Below are 14,665 nucleotides of genomic sequence, written 5' to 3' on the forward strand. Positions count from 1 at the left end.
GTGTCAGAAACATTGATTTGAACTGACACTCCGCCTTCGCGAGCAAGCCCGCTCCCACAGGTATTGCGTTGGCCTGGCCGGCATTGGTGCAGCCTGACGGGCGAAAAGCCGTTATCATAAGCGCCTCTTTGCCTGCCTTGCCATGGACACCATGACCGAGAACGACTATCTGATCGCCTGGGGCCTTTACGCCTTTGCCGCTTTGGGCTGCCTGTTGGTGTGGATGCGCATCACCCGCTGGATGTGGCGTTGGCTTCGTGAGCCGCTACGTTTGTTGATGGCGGTGCTGCTGTTCAGCCCGACCATCATCGACCCTGTGAAGGAAAAGGTCGCCCCGGCGATTGCCATTACCGCCCTGGACCTGTTGTTCAAGGTCGGCAATAACGCGTGGCGGGCGATTTCCGACCTGTTCATGTACGGCATGATCGCTTTCGGCATTTACCTGGTGTTCGTGGCGATCCGCTTCCCCATCGAACGCGCCGCCAAGGCGCGTAAGCAGCAGGCTGCCGACGCCAAGGCTGCCGCCCTTGCCGATGAGCCGGAAGAAGATCATCCATTCGGCGGTGCCGGCGATGATCGTTACGGTCGTCCGCCTGTGCCGAGCAATCCCCAGCGGATGCGAGTCGAGCCCCGTCTGTAACCTTGCCCCTGCCATTGAGCGAGAGTCCGAGCATGTGTGAGTTATTGGGCATGAGCGCCAATGTCCCGACCGATATTGTGTTCAGCTTCACCGGGCTGATGCAGCGCGGTGGCCGAACCGGACCGCATCGCGACGGTTGGGGTATCGCCTTCTATGAAGGGCGTGGTCTGCGCCTGTTTCAGGACCCGGCGGCAAGCTGCGAGTCGGAAGTGGCGAATCTGGTGCAGCGTTATCCGATCAAGAGCGAAGTGGTGATCGGGCATATCCGCCAGGCCAACGTCGGCAAGGTTTGCCTGTCCAACACCCATCCGTTCGTCCGTGAGCTGTGGGGCCGTAACTGGTGTTTCGCCCATAACGGCCAATTGGCGGACTTCCAGCCAACTGCCAGCTTCTACCGCCCTGTGGGCGATACCGACAGCGAAGCGGCATTTTGCGATTTGCTCAACCGTGTGCGCGCAGCGTTCCCAGAGCCGGTAGAGGTTGAAGAGCTGTTGCCGGATCTGGTGGCCGCTTGCGCCGAATACCGCAGCAAAGGCGTGTTCAACTGCCTGCTCAGCGATGGCGATTGGCTGTTCTGTTATTGCTCCACCAAACTGGCGCAGATCACTCGTCGGGCACCGTTCGGCCCAGCGCGCTTGAAGGACGTCGACGTCATTGTCGATTTCCAGGCCGAAACCACGCCCAACGACGTGGTGACCGTGATCGCCACTGAACCCTTGACCGAAAACGAAACCTGGACCCGTTACGAACCGGGTCAATGGAGCCTGTGGCGACGTGGTGAATGCGTCAGCCAGGGCCAGACCTCTTAAGGATTCATTCCCCATGTTGCTCAGTTATCTACGGCTGGTGTTGTTCGCGGCGGGACTGTTGATCGGTGTTCAGGTGCCGGGCTTCATCAACGATTACGCCAAGCGGGTCGAAGCGCACCTGATTGAGGCGCAAACCGGCCTGAGTGGTTTCCAAGGCACGGCCAACCAGTTCTTCAAAGGCGATATGCAGGCCTTGGTGGCTCATTATCGCGCCAGCGAAGATCCGATCTTTCGCAGTGATGCCGATAGTCTGAGCAACCTGCTGGCCCGCCAAGTGGCGCTGGACAAGCAGTTCCAGGCGATGCAAGGCCCTTGGTATATCCGATTCCTGCAGGTGGTGCTGGCGGCGGATCCGGACATTCGCAAGGAGACCTGGAATGGCTATAGCTACCAGATCCTGTTAACGCCTGAAGCGATGATCTGGGGCATGAGCGGCGCGATGCTGCTGTCATTCGGACTCGAGTGCCTGTTCCGGCTGATCGATTGGGTGGTGCTGGGCGGCAAGCGCCTGCGCCAGAGTCGGCCGATTGAAGAGCGGGATGTACGTGGGTTGCAGTAATCACTAAGAATGATCGTTCCCACGCTCTGCGTGGGAACGCCTCAACGGACGCTCCGCGTTCAGCTGTGGATGGGACGCAGAGCGTCCCAGGCTGCATTCCCACGCAGAGCGTGGGAACGATCATTGACTCAGCGATTCAAAACGATGTAATGCTCACCCACCTTGCGTGCGTACCCCTCCAGCACCTGCTGACACAACGCCACAATCTCCTCGACCCATTCCACGCCCACCCGCCACGACACCACCACCTGCAAGTTAGGCGGGCGTTGATCGATGTCCAGCAAGGTCAATTCACCCCTGGCCAGCTCCTCGGCCACCAGCACCGGCGGCAAAGCACCAATGCCAAAGCCGTCACGCAACAATCGGGTAATCGCTGACACCGAATTCACGCAGTTCAACCGTGGCGCCATCACGCCGTTGGCCTGCATCAACGCGAGCACTTCCTGATGCGGGTGGGAGTTTTTCGAGTAAGTGATGACCCGTTCCCTGGCCAGGTCGGCGATGCCTGAATACTCACGGTTGTATAGGGAGTTGCTGGCGGCGATCCAACCCATGGGGTGGCTGGCCAGCTCCAGGCTGCGCACGCTTTCCTGACGCAGCAAGTCGGTTTGCAGAATGACGTCGAGAAAGCCTTTTTGCAGCTGATCGCAGAGATTCAGCGAAGTATCGGCCACCAGTTCGATCTCCACCAACGGATAGTGATCGGTCATCTGCGCCACCAACGGGCTGAGCCAGGTATGGATCACCGTGTCCATCACGCCGATACGTACGCGTCCCGCTTTGCTTGAACGGGTTTCGATCGACTGCTTGAGCGCCTGCATGGTGTCCATCATCTGCTCGGCGTAGTCGAGCACCTTCAAGCCTTCAGGGGTCAGGCTCACACCCCGTGAATCACGCAGAAACAGCTTCACCCCCAGCTCACTTTCAAGCACTGCGATACGGCTGGAAATCGACGCCTGGGTGGTGAAGAGCTTGTCTGCGGTCAGGCGAAAACTCTTGAGTCGGGCGACCCAGACGAAGGTCTCGAGAAACTTCAGGTTCATGGGATAAAGATTTCTTATGGCTAAGGCGGGTTTTTATTAGTTGGACGCAGCAGGGCGGTGCGTCCAAAAATCGACACAGTTCCCACGATAGGCGTCGTCGGGGCTCAGAACAATACCAATAAAATCAGCGCGGAGATTTGCCATGAGTGCGCCCGACACCACCGCCATTCAGAAATCCACGGCTCGCCCGGGACCTTTCGACTGGTATCGCAATATCAATCAGCAGGAACGCCGCACCTTCTGGAGCTGCAAGATCGGCTATGGCCTGGACGGCATGGACACCCAGATGCTCAGCTTCGTGGTGCCGACCCTGATTGCCATGTGGGGCATCACCACCGGTCAAGCCGGGCTGATTCACACCAGCACCCTGATCGCGTCGGCCATCGGTGGCTGGGTGGCGGGGATTCTCTCTGACCGCATCGGTCGCGTACGCACCTTGCAACTGACCGTGCTGTGGTTTGCCTTCTTCACCTTCCTCTGCGGCTTCGCGCAGAGCTACGAACAATTGCTGATCGCGCGCACCTTGATGGGCTTTGGTTTCGGCGGCGAGTGGACTGCAGGCGCTGTGCTGATCGGCGAAGTGATTCGTGCCCAGGACCGCGGTAAGGCGGTGGGCATGGTGCAGTCCGGTTGGGCGCTGGGTTGGGGCCTGACGGCGATCCTGTATGCGCTGCTGTTCTCGGTGTTGCCGCCGGAAGACGCCTGGCGCGCACTGTTCATCCTCGGCATTGTCCCTGCGATTTTCGTGATCTTTGTCCGCCGTCTGGTCAAGGACCCTGAAATCTACCGTGAAGCCAAAGCCAAGGAAGCTCCGGCCAATCCCTCGAAGTTCTACGAAATTTTCGCCCCAGGCATGCTGTTCACCACCATTCGCGCTTCGCTGCTGACCACCGGTGCGCTGGGCGGCTACTACGCGATCACCTCCTGGCTTCCGACCTTTCTGAAGAACGAACGCGGCCTGAGCGTACTCAACACCAGTGGCTATCTGGCGATGGTGATCGTCGGGTCCTATGTCGGCTATGTCATCAGCGCCTATTTGACCGACATCCTGGGACGCAAAAAGAACTTCATCCTGTTCGCAGTCGGCTCGTTCACCATTGTGTTGATGTACACGCAAATGCCGGTCAGCAACGGCGTGATGCTGTGGTTGGGCTTCCCCTTGGGCTTCTTCGCCTCCGGGATCTTCAGTGGCATGGGCGCGTTCCTGACCGAGTTGTTCCCTACGCGCATTCGGGGCTCGGGCCAGGGCTTTTGCTACAACATCGGTCGGGCGCTGGCGGCGTTGTTCCCGCTGCTGATCGGCTTGCTCAGTCAGACGGTGCCTTTGAGCGTGGGAATCGGTGCCTTTGCGGCAGTTTCCTACGGCGTGGTGATCCTCGCGGCTCTGAGCCTGCCGGAAACCCGTGGCAAGCAACTCGACGCCCAGTAACTGATAACCTGCGGGGCTTTTTATAGATATTTCCCGCAGCTAAAAAGAATAAAGCCTACAGGAGTGTTCATCGTGAGCCGCCTGCTATTGAACTGCGACATTGGCGAGAGCTTCGGCAGCTGGACCATGGGTCTGGATGCCGAGATCATGCCCTTCATCGATTGCGCCAACATCGCCTGCGGTTTCCATGCCGGTGACCCGAGCATCATGCGCAAGACCGTCAGCCTGGCCCTCAGCCACGGCGTGCAGATCGGTGCCCATCCGGCGTATCAGGACCTGGTAGGGTTCGGCCGCCGTTCCATGGCCTACACCGCCCAGGAACTGCAGGACATCCTGCATTACCAGATCGGCGCGTTGGACGGTATCTGCCGGGCTCAGGGCGGTCGTGTCAGTTACGTCAAACCGCACGGCGCGATGTACAACGACATGATGGCTAACCCGGCTCAATTGCGCGCGGTGCTGCAGGCGGTGGCGTCCTATGATCGGAATCTGCCATTAATGTTGATGGCGACCAAAGACAACAGCGCGGCGCAGCGGTTGGGCGATGAATATGGCGTGACCCTGTGGTTCGAGGCCTTCGCCGATCGGGCTTATGACAGTGCCGGCAGGCTGGTTTCGCGGCAGCTGCCAGGGGCGGTGCATCACGATCCGGAAACGATCATCGAGCAGGCGCTGACCATCGCCCGTGGCGATCATCTCACCGCCAGTGACGGCAGCGCACTGCACCTGCAAGCCAATACTCTCTGCGTGCACGGCGACAACGCCAGTTCGATAGCGGCCGTGCAACGCATCCGCCAAGCCCTGAATGAGCAGGGCGCATCATGAAGCTTCGGGTAGAAGTGGTAGCGCTCGATTGCCTGATGGTGCGCCTGTTCGATGAAATCGCCGAGGCCAACATGCCGTGGATGCTGGCAGCCAGTGAAAGCCTGCGAGCGGCGTTTGGCGCGCAGTTGATCGATCTGGTGCCTTCCTACACGACCTTGATGGTGCATTACGACCTCACCGCATTGAGCCCGAGCCAGGCCCGGGAATTGATCGTCCAGGCGTTGATCGACCTGTCGCCCAACGCCCGTTCTGGCGGCACTTGCCACGTGTTGCCGGTGTGGTACGACTTGAGTGTCGGCCCGGAACTGAGCCTGTTGTCGCAACGTAGCGGGCTGGCGGTGGAAGAGGTGATCCGTCGTCACAGCGAGCGTGAATACCAGGTATTTGCCTTGGGTTTCGCACCGGGGTTCGCCTTCATGGGGTTGGTGGAAGACGTACTCGCCGCGCCGCGCCTGAACACGCCACGCAAGAAGGTCGCCGCTGGCAGTGTCGGCATCGCCGAACGGCAGACGGCGGCCTATCCGGTGGTGTCGCCGGGGGGCTGGAACCTGATCGGCCGAACGCCGGCCAAGCTGTTCGATCGCCACCGTGAGGGCTACAGCTTGATGCAACCGGGTGACACCGTGCGCTTCGAAGCGGTTGGCCACGCAGAGTTCATCAATTTGGGCGGTGATGACACGCCATTGGAGGCCCTGGCATGAGCCGTCTGACGATTGAGGCGAGTACGCCGCTGTGCCTGTTGCAGGACGCCGGTCGGTTTGGCGTGCGGCATCTGGGCGTGACCCAGGGCGGCGCGGCCGATTGGCGTTCGATGTCGTGGGCCAACTGGTTGCTGGGCAATGGATTGGATGCGCCGGTGATCGAAATCACCCTCGGTGGTTTTGCCGTGGTGGCCGAGGATGATTGCGTACTGGCGCTGGCGGGCGCGGATCTTGGCGCGCAGGTGGACGGACAAATGCTGGCACCGTGGCGCAGTTTCAGGCTGAACAAAGGTCAGCGTTTGCAGTTCACCCAGCCATTGCTCGGCGCTCGCGCCTATTTGGCCGCACCCGGCGGCTTCGATGCGCCGAAAGTGTTGGGCAGTTGCGCGACGGTGGTTCGTGAGGAGCTTGGCGGTCTGGATGGCATGGGCCGTGCGCTGAACAAAGGCGCGTGTTTGGGCTACTCAGGCAATCCGGTGATGCGGATGCGCGAGCTTACGGCAGGTCAGCAACCCGACCTGGCCCTTGATGCACCTTTGGATCTGGTGCTTGGTGCCCAGATCAGTGAGTTCAGCGGGCAGAGTCTGTTCGATGCGTTCAACAGCGTCTGGAGCCTCGACAGTCGCGCCGACCGGATGGGTATTCGCTTGTTGGGTACGGCGTTGCAGTATCAGGGCAACCCGATGATTTCCGAGGGCATACCGCTGGGGGCCGTCCAGGTGCCGCCAGACGGGCAGCCGATTGTGTTGCTCAATGATCGGCAGACCATTGGCGGTTATCCGCGATTGGGGGCGTTGACACCGTTGGCCCTGGCCCGGTTGGCGCAATGCCTGCCGGGGGCGCAGGTGCGGTTGCGGCCGGTGGTGCAGGAGGTGGCTCATCGGGAGCAGGTTGAGTATTTGCAGCGGTTTTTGAACCGCTAAAAGCATCGCGGGCGAGCCCGCTCCCACAGGTTTCGCGGTGAACACAAAATCTGTGTACGACGCTAAACACTGTGGGAGCGGGCTTGCCCGCGATGGCGTCAGATCAAACAACGCAATTACTTGGACAAAAACCGCATCCCTTCCTCCAACCCACGCAAGGTCAGCGGATACATCTGGTCCTCGATCAAATCCCGCACGATGTTGGTCGACGAGGTATAGCCCCAGGTGTCCTTCGGATACGGATTGATCCAGATGAGCTTCTTGTACTTCTCCTTGAACCGCTGCATCCACACGTAGCCGGCTTCTTCGTTCCAGTGCTCGACGCTGCCACCCGGCTGGGTGATTTCATACGGCGCCATGGCGGCATCGCCAATGAAGATCACTTTGTAATCGGCGCCGTATTTGTGCAGCAGGTCCATGGTGGAAGTGCGCTCGGACGTGCGGCGCATGTTGTTCTTCCACACCGATTCATAAATGAAGTTGTGGAAGTAGAAGTACTCCAGATGCTTGAACTCGGTCTTGCAGGCCGAGAACAATTCCTCGCAAATTTTTACATGGGCGTCCATCGAGCCGCCGATATCGAACAGCAGCAACAGCTTGACGGTGTTGCGGCGCTCCGGGCGCATCTGGATATTCAGCAACCCGGCATCTTTAGCGGTGTGATCGATGGTGCCATCGATGTCCAGCTCTTCCGCCGCACCCTGACGGGCAAACTTGCGCAAGCGACGCAGGGCGACCTTGATGTTGCGCGTACCCAGTTCCACCGAGTCGTCGAGGTTCTTGTACTCGCGCTGGTCCCAGACCTTGACCGCCTTGCCCTGGCGCTTGCCGGCATCGCCAACCCGGATGCCTTGCGGGTTGAAACCGCCGGAGCCAAACGGGCTGGTACCACCGGTGCCAATCCACTTGTTGCCGCCTGCGTGACGTTCCTTCTGTTCTTCCAGGCGTTTCTTGAACTCTTCGATCAGCTTGTCCAGGCCGCCGAGGGACTGGATCGCCGCCCGTTCTTCGTCGGTCAGCGAACGCTCGAACTCCTTGCGCAGCCAGTCTTCGGGGATTAGCGCCTGCAGGTGATCGTCGAGCTTTTCCAGGCCATTGAAGTAGGCACCGAAGGCCCGGTCGAACTTGTCGAAATGCTTTTCGTCCTTCACCAGAATCGCCCGGGACAGGTAGTAAAACTCGTCCATGTCGGCGAAGGTCACGCGCTGTTTCAGCGCGTTGATCAGGTCCAGCAGCTCGCGCACCGAAACCGGCACCTTGGCTGCGCGCATCTCATTGAACAGGTTGAGCAGCATGGCATCAGCCTCTTAGCGGGTACCGCGACGGCTCATGAACGCCAGACGCTCCAGCAATTGCACGTCCTGTTCGTTCTTGACCAACGCACCGGCCAGCGGCGGGATGGCCTTGGTCGGATCGCGCTCGCGCAGCACGGCTTCACCGATGTTGTCGGCCATCAGCAACTTGAGCCAATCCACCAGTTCGGAGGTCGAGGGCTTCTTCTTCAGGCCAGGCACCTTGCGCACGTCAAAGAACACGTCCAGCGCTTCGCTGACCAGGTCTTTCTTGATGTCCGGGTAGTGCACGTCGACGATCCGTTGCATCGTGGTGCGATCCGGGAACGCGATGTAATGGAAGAAGCAGCGGCGCAGGAACGCGTCAGGCAGCTCTTTTTCGTTGTTGGAGGTAATGATGATGATCGGGCGCTTCTTGGCCTTGATGGTCTCGTCGATCTCGTAAACGTAGAACTCCATCTTGTCGAGTTCTTGCAGCAGGTCGTTCGGGAATTCGATGTCGGCCTTGTCGATTTCGTCGATCAGCAGGATCACCCGCTCTTCGGACTCGAACGCTTCCCAGAGCTTGCCTTTTTTCAGGTAGTTACGAACGTCGTGGACCTTTTCCGTGCCCAGTTGCGAGTCGCGCAGGCGGCTGACCGCGTCGTACTCATAGAGGCCTTGATGGGCCTTGGTAGTGGACTTGATGTGCCAGGTGATCAGCTTGGCGCCAAAGGATTCGGCCAGTTGTTCGGCGAGCATGGTCTTGCCGGTGCCCGGTTCGCCCTTGACCAGCAACGGCCGCTCCAGGGTGATGGCTGCATTGACTGCCAGCTTCAGGTCATCGGTGGCGACGTAGGCCTGGGTGCCTTCGAACTTCATTTGCTAATCCTCGAACGGTAACGCCGACCTGAACGAGGCAGGGCGGGGCGCAATAAATGGTCAGCCCCGACTATAACGCGGTGCCCGGTCGACTGTGAACGCAGACGGCTTATTCAGTCTCTGAATGGAGCGTCACATCTTGACCCAGTCTCGGCGCCAAGCGTAAAGGGTTAACCGGCATCAGGTTTCGGTCGCTCGTAGCGTGCGTTGAACGCCTCGATGAAACCGTTGCGTAAAATCTGCAAAAACGCTTCGAACGCGCTGACATCTTGCTGGTGAACATTGCCGCTGAGCTCAACCCGTGTTGCAAACTGATTTTTGCCCTGATTCTTCAGGACGGTCTCAGTGCCCCCGACCAAGGCTTCCCAAACGGAGCGGAACAGGCCCTTGTTCTTGTTTTCCACGTCCTGCTGCCAATTGAATACATCGACGTCGCGTAGCAGCGGCTTTATATAGCCTTTGAGTTGGCCCTTGTTGGCTTTGGCTTCGATCACAACATCACCGTGGCCGGCATTGAAATCAAACTTGCCATAGGCAGAAGCGAAGTCGTTCATGCGCCTGAGTTCAATGTCCCTGGCCCTCATGCGAAATTCGAAATCCTCGAAATTGCTCAGAGGGTCAAACGTCGCATTGGTTTCCAGTGGTGCATGCCCCAGCAAAAGGGCCTTGCCTTCGAAACGGGCGTCACGCTTACCTTTTTTGTCGACCACATTGGTCAGGTTATAAATGCTGGCATCGACCTTCGTGGCGTTCATGTTCACAGGGGGCTTGGAATTGAAGTTGCGAAAGCTGATCTTGCCGTCATGGATCCGCACCTCGTCCAGGGTGATCGGCAGCAGTTTGCCCAACTGGGCGCGCCAGTCGGTGCCTTGCCCAGTCTGAGAGTTTTTCTTGTTGGCGCCGCCGTCGACGAAATTCACTTCGGGGTTGATGAACTGTACTTTGGCGACCACCGCGTGGTCGTACCAGAGCGAATGCCAGCTGACAGAGAGGTCGATCAGCGGTGCATTGACGAAGGGCACTGGTACCTTGCCGTCGACCTTGACGATTTTCAGGCCATTGATTTTGTAGGCACCACGCCACAGCGCCAAATCCACGTCGGTAATCTGACCGCGATAATCCCCCATGTCTGCCAACCGGTCATTCAGGTAATTGCGCACCAGGTAGGGCAGGGCGAAATGCAGGACAATCAGCAGCACAACGATGCCGGCGAGGGTCCATAGCGGCCAGCTGAATCGACGTTTCATAATGGTAAATCTCTGGCGTTCTAAAGCCATTGACTGCGCTGATACCTGGACGTTCGACCAAACTGGACGCCCACGGGCAAGAGGCATACCTTGATGCCCTATTTCAATGCTGTCGTTAAGGACCCAGCCATGAGCCGCATTTTTGCTGACAACGCCCATTCCATTGGCAATACGCCGCTGGTGCAGATCAACCGTATCGCTCCGCGCGGTGTAACCATCCTGGCCAAGATCGAAGGTCGCAACCCTGGTTATTCGGTCAAGTGCCGCATCGGCGCGAACATGATCTGGGACGCCGAAAGCACCGGCAAACTCAAGCCAGGCATGACCATTGTTGAACCGACTTCGGGCAATACCGGTATCGGCCTGGCATTCGTTGCCGCCGCACGGGGTTATAAGTTGATGCTGACCATGCCGGCGTCCATGAGCATCGAACGACGCAAGGTGCTCAAGGCGCTGGGAGCCGAGTTGGTGCTGACCGAACCGGCCAAAGGCATGAAAGGCGCTATCGAGAAGGCTGGGGAAATCGTCGCGAGTGATCCCTCCACCTACTTCATGCCGGCGCAGTTCGAAAACCCGGCGAACCCCGCCATTCACGAAAAAACCACCGGTCCGGAAATCTGGAACGACACAGACGGGGCGGTGGATGTGTTGGTATCGGGCGTCGGAACAGGCGGAACCATCACCGGCGTCTCGCGGTATATCAAGAATACCCAGGGAAAACCGATTCTGTCGGTGGCGGTCGAGCCAGCAGTTTCGCCGGTGATTACCCAGGCGCTGGCCGGTCAAGAGATCAAGCCAAGCCCGCATAAAATCCAGGGTATCGGCGCAGGTTTTGTGCCGAAGAACCTGGATCTGTCGATCGTTGATCGGGTGGAGTTGGTCAGCGACGAGGAGTCAAAGGCCATGGCCCTGCGGTTGATGCAGGAGGAAGGGATTCTGTGCGGCATCTCTTGCGGTGCAGCGATGGCGGTGGCCGTGCGTTTGGCCGAGACCCCGGAAATGCAGGGTAAAACCATCGTGGTGATTCTGCCTGACTCGGGTGAACGTTATTTGTCGAGCATGCTGTTCAGCGATCTTTTCACCGAACAGGAAAACCAGCAGTAACCCACAGGTCTCGGGATATGGTGGAGAAGGCACAAGTGCCTTCTCCCCCTCGAAGGATTGAGGCCTGCCGGCATTCAGGCGCCTCGTGTTTACAGTTGCGTTATTGCGCAATCGTTAATACTGAATATTGAGCCAGGCGGTTTTTCCCGTAGTTGCCAGCGTCTATCATGCCAGCCGCGACGTCGGGGAAATGGCGTTGTGCAAAGTGTCTATTACCAAGGAGTTGTTGATGACCTTTTCCTTTGCCGCGAAGGCGTCGTTGTTGCTGCTGTTTTTGGGCAGTACCCTCTATGTGCATCTGCGTGGCAAGGCGCGTTTGCCGGTCCTGCGTCAATTCGTCAACCATTCGGCGCTCTTTGCCCCCTATAACGCCCTGATGTACCTGTTCTCCAGCGTGCCTTCAAAACCTTATCTGGACCGCAGCAAGTTTCCTGAGCTGGACGTGCTCAAGGACAACTGGGAGGTCATTCGCGACGAAGCGATGCACCTGTTCGACGAGGGCTATATTCGCGCCGCCGAGAAGAATAACGACGCCGGTTTCGGTTCGTTTTTCAAGAAAGGCTGGAAGCGTTTTTACCTCAAGTGGTATGACAAACCGTTGCCATCGGCCGAGCTGCTGTGCCCAAGAACCGTGGAACTGGTCAGCGCCATTCCCAACGTCAAAGGGGCGATGTTTGCGCTGCTGCCGGGTGACAGTCATCTGAACCCGCACCGTGATCCGTTTGCCGGTTCCCTGCGTTATCACTTGGGGCTCTCGACACCCAATTCCGACGACTGCCGCATCTTCGTCGATGGCCAGGTATATGCCTGGCGTGATGGTGAAGACGTAATGTTCGATGAAACTTATGTGCACTGGGTCAAGAATGAAACCGACAAAACCCGAGTGATTCTGTTCTGCGACATCGAGCGACCATTGAGCAATCGACTGATGACGCGCATCAATCGTTGCATCAGCGGCCTGTTGGGCCGTGCAACAGCACCTCAAAACTGTGATGGCGAACGTGTGGGCGGGATCAACCAGGCCTACGCCTGGAGCAAGAACTCCAGCGACAAGGTCAGTGGTGTAGTCAAACAATGGAAGCGACGTAATCCCAAGGCCTATCGCGTGTTGCGACCGGTGCTGGCGGTGGTGGTGTTGACGTTGTTGGGGTATTGGTTGTTCGGCTGAGGCCGGACCAGGAACAAAAAAAACCGCTCTTTGGGAGCGGTTTTTTATGAAGTGAATTTAAACGAAGCGCCTGCCAGCACGCCGACAGGCTCATCGGCACCGGTACCTTCCAATGCCGCTTTAAGTAGTCGTAATTGATTGGCAGGCAGCGCTCTGGCGGGGCGCTTTTTGTTTGTCTTTGAAGTTCTCATGCTGATGCTTTCTTCAACGAGAGCTTTCATTGGGCCTCCAGCGTTGATCGTTAATTGAACAATTGGCTCGATACTAGTCGCTCTCCAAAGCCATCACAAGTCGACCTTCGGTGTCGAATTTGAAACCAAGTTTTTGGTAAAGCGCGATAGCCCCTTTTACAGGCTCTTGTATCTCAATCGTTTTGCTACCAATGGTCCGTGCATACTCGCTAACAGCGATCAATGCCAGCGCTGCGATCCGAGTCTTCAATGGATGAGTTGAGTCTGGCTTTCCTTCAAGACGGACAATTTTCAACCGAAGTCGACTTTGGTTCGGGTTTGCAAAGCACAACCCGCAGAGTTCCAAATCAAACCAGATCGAAAGGTCGAAAGACATTGGCTCCTTGTCTTTCCAAACAACGACCTCATCCCACGTGAAGTGCGATTCAGCGGCCCATAAACCATAGGCCTCCAGTGCGTCGGCGGTGATTGCCTCGAATCGAACTTTTGAGAAGATATTTTTCTTGCCTGCCGGCTCCAAGTCTTCGTCGTGCCGAGTAAGAGTGGAGTTGGCTTCTTGTCTGGCTTTTGATCTGTACAACTGATACCGAAGATAAGTCCGTTCCCTTGGCATGTGATCCCGTGCATTCCATGTCCTTCGTTGGCCGTCGCAGTGAATCCCAAGCCTATGCACCCATCACCAAACTGTCGTTACTGGCCCTTTTTCCAAGTCATTGCAATTCATGTCCCGCGCGGGTTCCCGAGGCAATCTGGTGAATGTCACCAGCCTGTTCTACCTGATGCCAGCGGTGACGGCGGTGATGGGGTACGTGATTTTCGGCAATCGCCTGGCGATGTTGAGCATGCTGGGCATGTTGTTGATCATCGTCGGTCTGGTGTTTGTATTCCGTAAGGCGGCGTAAACCCGAAGAGGCCCGCGCCTTTTTACTTACTCAGCGCATGCTCGGCACGCACCGAGTTCATGAATGCCTGCATCGCCGACGACTGTATGCGATGACGCCGGGTGATCAGGCCATACGGCGGCAATCGTGCTTCGAATTTGATGGGCAGCACCGCCAGCAAATCTCGGCCGGGATAGTCCTCGACCACCGACAGCGGTGTGACACCGAGCATGTCGGTCTGCTGGATCAACGAGAGCAAGGTCATGATCGAGGTGGTTTCGACGATGCTGCTGGGGATGTCGACCCGTGCATTGTGGAACACCTGATTGATGATCGAGCGCATCGGGCTTGGGTGCTGTTGCAGCACCCAGGTCATGTTTTGCAATTCCGCCCAGCTCAGATGGGTCGCCTTCGCCAACGGATTGTGCGCACCGGAAATCACACACAACGCCTCTTCACCGAGGCTGTCGAAGAGCAATTCTTCGGCACGAGCACCCGCCGGAATCCGCCCCAGTACGATGTCCAATTGATCCTGTAGCAGCGCCTGCACAAGCACATCACTGGTATCGACCTGGATGCTCATGGACAACCGTGGATGGCTTTGTTTCAAGGTCGCGATGGTGCGGGTCAGCAGGCCCGAGGCCAGTGCCGGAATGGCGCCGACCGCCACCCGGCCAAGGTTGCCGGACTCCAGCGCCACCAGTTCTTCGCGCATGCCGCTGAGCTCGGCAAACACCATGCGCGCGTAATAGATGACGGTTTCACCGAAGGGGGTAGAGCGCATGCCGCGAGGCAGGCGTTCGAAGAGTTCGACACCGAGCAAGTCCTCGGCTTCGTGCAGCATCTTGGTGGCTGCCGGTTGGGTCATGCCGATATGATCGGCGGCGCGGCGCAGCGAGCCGAATTCCTGCAACGCCAGCATCAGCCGCAGTTGGCGCAGACGCAGTCGACTGTGGATCACATTGGCAACAGGAATTCGGGTCATGGGCCGC

The 14,665-nt window shown here is 58.2% G+C and carries 17 protein-coding genes; 10 read left to right on the plus strand and 7 right to left on the minus strand.

Annotated features, from left to right (window positions below):
- Nucleotides 1–142 precede the first annotated feature (142 nt).
- Genes ACRESJ_RS02650 through ACRESJ_RS02660 form a run of 3 tightly spaced genes read left to right on the plus strand, consistent with a single transcriptional unit; the run spans nt 143 to nt 2,008 of the window.
- Nucleotides 143–640: an MFS transporter gene (locus tag ACRESJ_RS02650; protein ID WP_431756511.1), complete on the plus strand. Its 498-nt coding sequence runs from the start codon at nt 143–145 to the stop codon at nt 638–640.
- Nucleotides 641–672: 32 nt separating this feature from the next.
- Complete coding sequence (locus tag ACRESJ_RS02655; protein ID WP_075947469.1) at nt 673–1,449, plus strand: class II glutamine amidotransferase; 777 nt, start codon at nt 673–675, stop codon at nt 1,447–1,449.
- 13 nt (nt 1,450–1,462) lie between these two features.
- Complete coding sequence (locus tag ACRESJ_RS02660) at nt 1,463–2,008, plus strand: DUF2937 family protein (protein ID WP_431756512.1); 546 nt, start codon at nt 1,463–1,465, stop codon at nt 2,006–2,008.
- A gap of 128 nt (nt 2,009–2,136) precedes the next feature.
- Here ACRESJ_RS02660 and ACRESJ_RS02665 read toward each other — a convergent pair whose 3' ends face one another.
- Nucleotides 2,137–3,051 (minus strand): LysR family transcriptional regulator, encoded by a 915-nt coding sequence (locus tag ACRESJ_RS02665; RefSeq protein ID WP_431756513.1) that lies wholly within the window; start codon nt 3,049–3,051, stop codon nt 2,137–2,139.
- A gap of 142 nt (nt 3,052–3,193) precedes the next feature.
- Between ACRESJ_RS02665 and ACRESJ_RS02670 the strand changes: the two genes are divergently transcribed.
- The 4 genes from ACRESJ_RS02670 to ACRESJ_RS02685 all read left to right on the plus strand — a co-directional run bounded on the left by ACRESJ_RS02670 (nt 3,194) and on the right by ACRESJ_RS02685 (nt 6,929).
- Nucleotides 3,194–4,480, plus strand: a complete 1,287-nt coding sequence (locus ACRESJ_RS02670) for an MFS transporter (RefSeq protein ID WP_431756514.1) — start codon at nt 3,194–3,196, stop codon at nt 4,478–4,480.
- Nucleotides 4,481–4,552: 72 nt separating this feature from the next.
- Nucleotides 4,553–5,305, plus strand: coding sequence for a 5-oxoprolinase subunit PxpA (locus ACRESJ_RS02675; RefSeq protein WP_431756515.1), 753 nt, complete (start codon nt 4,553–4,555; stop codon nt 5,303–5,305).
- The gene (locus ACRESJ_RS02680; RefSeq protein WP_431756516.1) at nt 5,302–6,006 is read left to right on the plus strand and encodes a 5-oxoprolinase subunit B family protein; all 705 of its coding nucleotides are present in this window, start codon (nt 5,302–5,304) and stop codon (nt 6,004–6,006) included. The genes ACRESJ_RS02675 and ACRESJ_RS02680 overlap by 4 nt, the downstream gene beginning before the upstream one ends.
- Nucleotides 6,003–6,929: a biotin-dependent carboxyltransferase family protein gene (locus tag ACRESJ_RS02685; RefSeq protein ID WP_431756517.1), complete on the plus strand. Its 927-nt coding sequence runs from the start codon at nt 6,003–6,005 to the stop codon at nt 6,927–6,929. The genes ACRESJ_RS02680 and ACRESJ_RS02685 overlap by 4 nt, the downstream gene beginning before the upstream one ends.
- Before the next feature lie 116 nt (nt 6,930–7,045).
- On the opposite strand, the gene ACRESJ_RS02690 is transcribed toward ACRESJ_RS02685, so the two are convergent.
- The 3 genes from ACRESJ_RS02690 to ACRESJ_RS02700 all read right to left on the minus strand — a co-directional run bounded on the left by ACRESJ_RS02690 (nt 7,046) and on the right by ACRESJ_RS02700 (nt 10,329).
- Nucleotides 7,046–8,224, minus strand: a complete 1,179-nt coding sequence (locus ACRESJ_RS02690; protein WP_431756518.1) for a vWA domain-containing protein — start codon at nt 8,222–8,224, stop codon at nt 7,046–7,048.
- Between the two features lie 12 nt (nt 8,225–8,236).
- Nucleotides 8,237–9,082, minus strand: a complete 846-nt coding sequence (locus ACRESJ_RS02695; RefSeq protein ID WP_008015962.1) for an AAA family ATPase — start codon at nt 9,080–9,082, stop codon at nt 8,237–8,239.
- A 170-nt stretch (nt 9,083–9,252) separates the two neighbouring features.
- The gene (locus ACRESJ_RS02700) at nt 9,253–10,329 is read right to left on the minus strand and encodes a DUF748 domain-containing protein (protein WP_431756519.1); all 1,077 of its coding nucleotides are present in this window, start codon (nt 10,327–10,329) and stop codon (nt 9,253–9,255) included.
- Nucleotides 10,330–10,458: 129 nt separating this feature from the next.
- Between ACRESJ_RS02700 and cysK the strand changes: the two genes are divergently transcribed.
- A complete protein-coding gene (cysK, locus tag ACRESJ_RS02705; protein WP_431756520.1) occupies nt 10,459–11,433 on the plus strand; it encodes a cysteine synthase A in 975 nt (324 codons plus the stop codon).
- Nucleotides 11,434–11,662: 229 nt separating this feature from the next.
- A complete protein-coding gene (locus ACRESJ_RS02710) occupies nt 11,663–12,601 on the plus strand; it encodes an aspartyl/asparaginyl beta-hydroxylase domain-containing protein (RefSeq protein WP_431756521.1) in 939 nt (312 codons plus the stop codon).
- Between the two features lie 44 nt (nt 12,602–12,645).
- Here ACRESJ_RS02710 and ACRESJ_RS02715 read toward each other — a convergent pair whose 3' ends face one another.
- Nucleotides 12,646–12,822: a hypothetical protein gene (locus ACRESJ_RS02715; RefSeq protein WP_431756522.1), complete on the minus strand. Its 177-nt coding sequence runs from the start codon at nt 12,820–12,822 to the stop codon at nt 12,646–12,648.
- 43 nt (nt 12,823–12,865) lie between these two features.
- Nucleotides 12,866–13,405, minus strand: a complete 540-nt coding sequence (locus tag ACRESJ_RS02720) for a hypothetical protein (protein ID WP_431756523.1) — start codon at nt 13,403–13,405, stop codon at nt 12,866–12,868.
- Nucleotides 13,406–13,505: 100 nt separating this feature from the next.
- Here ACRESJ_RS02720 and ACRESJ_RS02725 point away from each other — a divergent pair, with 100 nt between their 5' ends.
- A complete protein-coding gene (locus ACRESJ_RS02725; RefSeq protein WP_431756524.1) occupies nt 13,506–13,694 on the plus strand; it encodes an EamA family transporter in 189 nt (62 codons plus the stop codon).
- A gap of 22 nt (nt 13,695–13,716) precedes the next feature.
- On the opposite strand, the gene ACRESJ_RS02730 is transcribed toward ACRESJ_RS02725, so the two are convergent.
- Nucleotides 13,717–14,658 carry a LysR family transcriptional regulator gene (locus tag ACRESJ_RS02730; protein ID WP_431756525.1) on the minus strand — a complete coding sequence of 314 codons (942 nt, stop codon included), beginning with the start codon at nt 14,656–14,658 and terminating at the stop codon, nt 13,717–13,719.
- Nucleotides 14,659–14,665: the final 7 nt, after the last annotated feature.

Source organism: Pseudomonas sp. (assembly GCF_050739655.1).
Lineage (GTDB): Bacteria > Pseudomonadota > Gammaproteobacteria > Pseudomonadales > Pseudomonadaceae > Aquipseudomonas.

Coding starts and splice junctions, on each gene's coding strand:
- ACRESJ_RS02715 (WP_431756522.1), bottom strand. CDS start 12,822: ATGAAAGCTCTCGTTGAAGAAAGCATCAGCATGAGAACTTCAAAGACA.
- ACRESJ_RS02695 (WP_008015962.1), bottom strand. CDS start 9,082: ATGAAGTTCGAAGGCACCCAGGCCTACGTCGCCACCGATGACCTGAAG.
- ACRESJ_RS02730 (WP_431756525.1), bottom strand. CDS start 14,658: ATGACCCGAATTCCTGTTGCCAATGTGATCCACAGTCGACTGCGTCTG.
- ACRESJ_RS02690 (WP_431756518.1), bottom strand. CDS start 8,224: ATGCTGCTCAACCTGTTCAATGAGATGCGCGCAGCCAAGGTGCCGGTT.
- ACRESJ_RS02685 (WP_431756517.1), top strand. CDS start 6,003: ATGAGCCGTCTGACGATTGAGGCGAGTACGCCGCTGTGCCTGTTGCAG.
- ACRESJ_RS02670 (WP_431756514.1), top strand. CDS start 3,194: ATGAGTGCGCCCGACACCACCGCCATTCAGAAATCCACGGCTCGCCCG.
- ACRESJ_RS02700 (WP_431756519.1), bottom strand. CDS start 10,329: ATGAAACGTCGATTCAGCTGGCCGCTATGGACCCTCGCCGGCATCGTT.
- ACRESJ_RS02650 (WP_431756511.1), top strand. CDS start 143: ATGGACACCATGACCGAGAACGACTATCTGATCGCCTGGGGCCTTTAC.
- ACRESJ_RS02655 (WP_075947469.1), top strand. CDS start 673: ATGTGTGAGTTATTGGGCATGAGCGCCAATGTCCCGACCGATATTGTG.
- ACRESJ_RS02680 (WP_431756516.1), top strand. CDS start 5,302: ATGAAGCTTCGGGTAGAAGTGGTAGCGCTCGATTGCCTGATGGTGCGC.
- ACRESJ_RS02665 (WP_431756513.1), bottom strand. CDS start 3,051: ATGAACCTGAAGTTTCTCGAGACCTTCGTCTGGGTCGCCCGACTCAAG.
- ACRESJ_RS02710 (WP_431756521.1), top strand. CDS start 11,663: ATGACCTTTTCCTTTGCCGCGAAGGCGTCGTTGTTGCTGCTGTTTTTG.
- ACRESJ_RS02720 (WP_431756523.1), bottom strand. CDS start 13,405: ATGCCAAGGGAACGGACTTATCTTCGGTATCAGTTGTACAGATCAAAA.
- ACRESJ_RS02660 (WP_431756512.1), top strand. CDS start 1,463: ATGTTGCTCAGTTATCTACGGCTGGTGTTGTTCGCGGCGGGACTGTTG.
- cysK (WP_431756520.1), top strand. CDS start 10,459: ATGAGCCGCATTTTTGCTGACAACGCCCATTCCATTGGCAATACGCCG.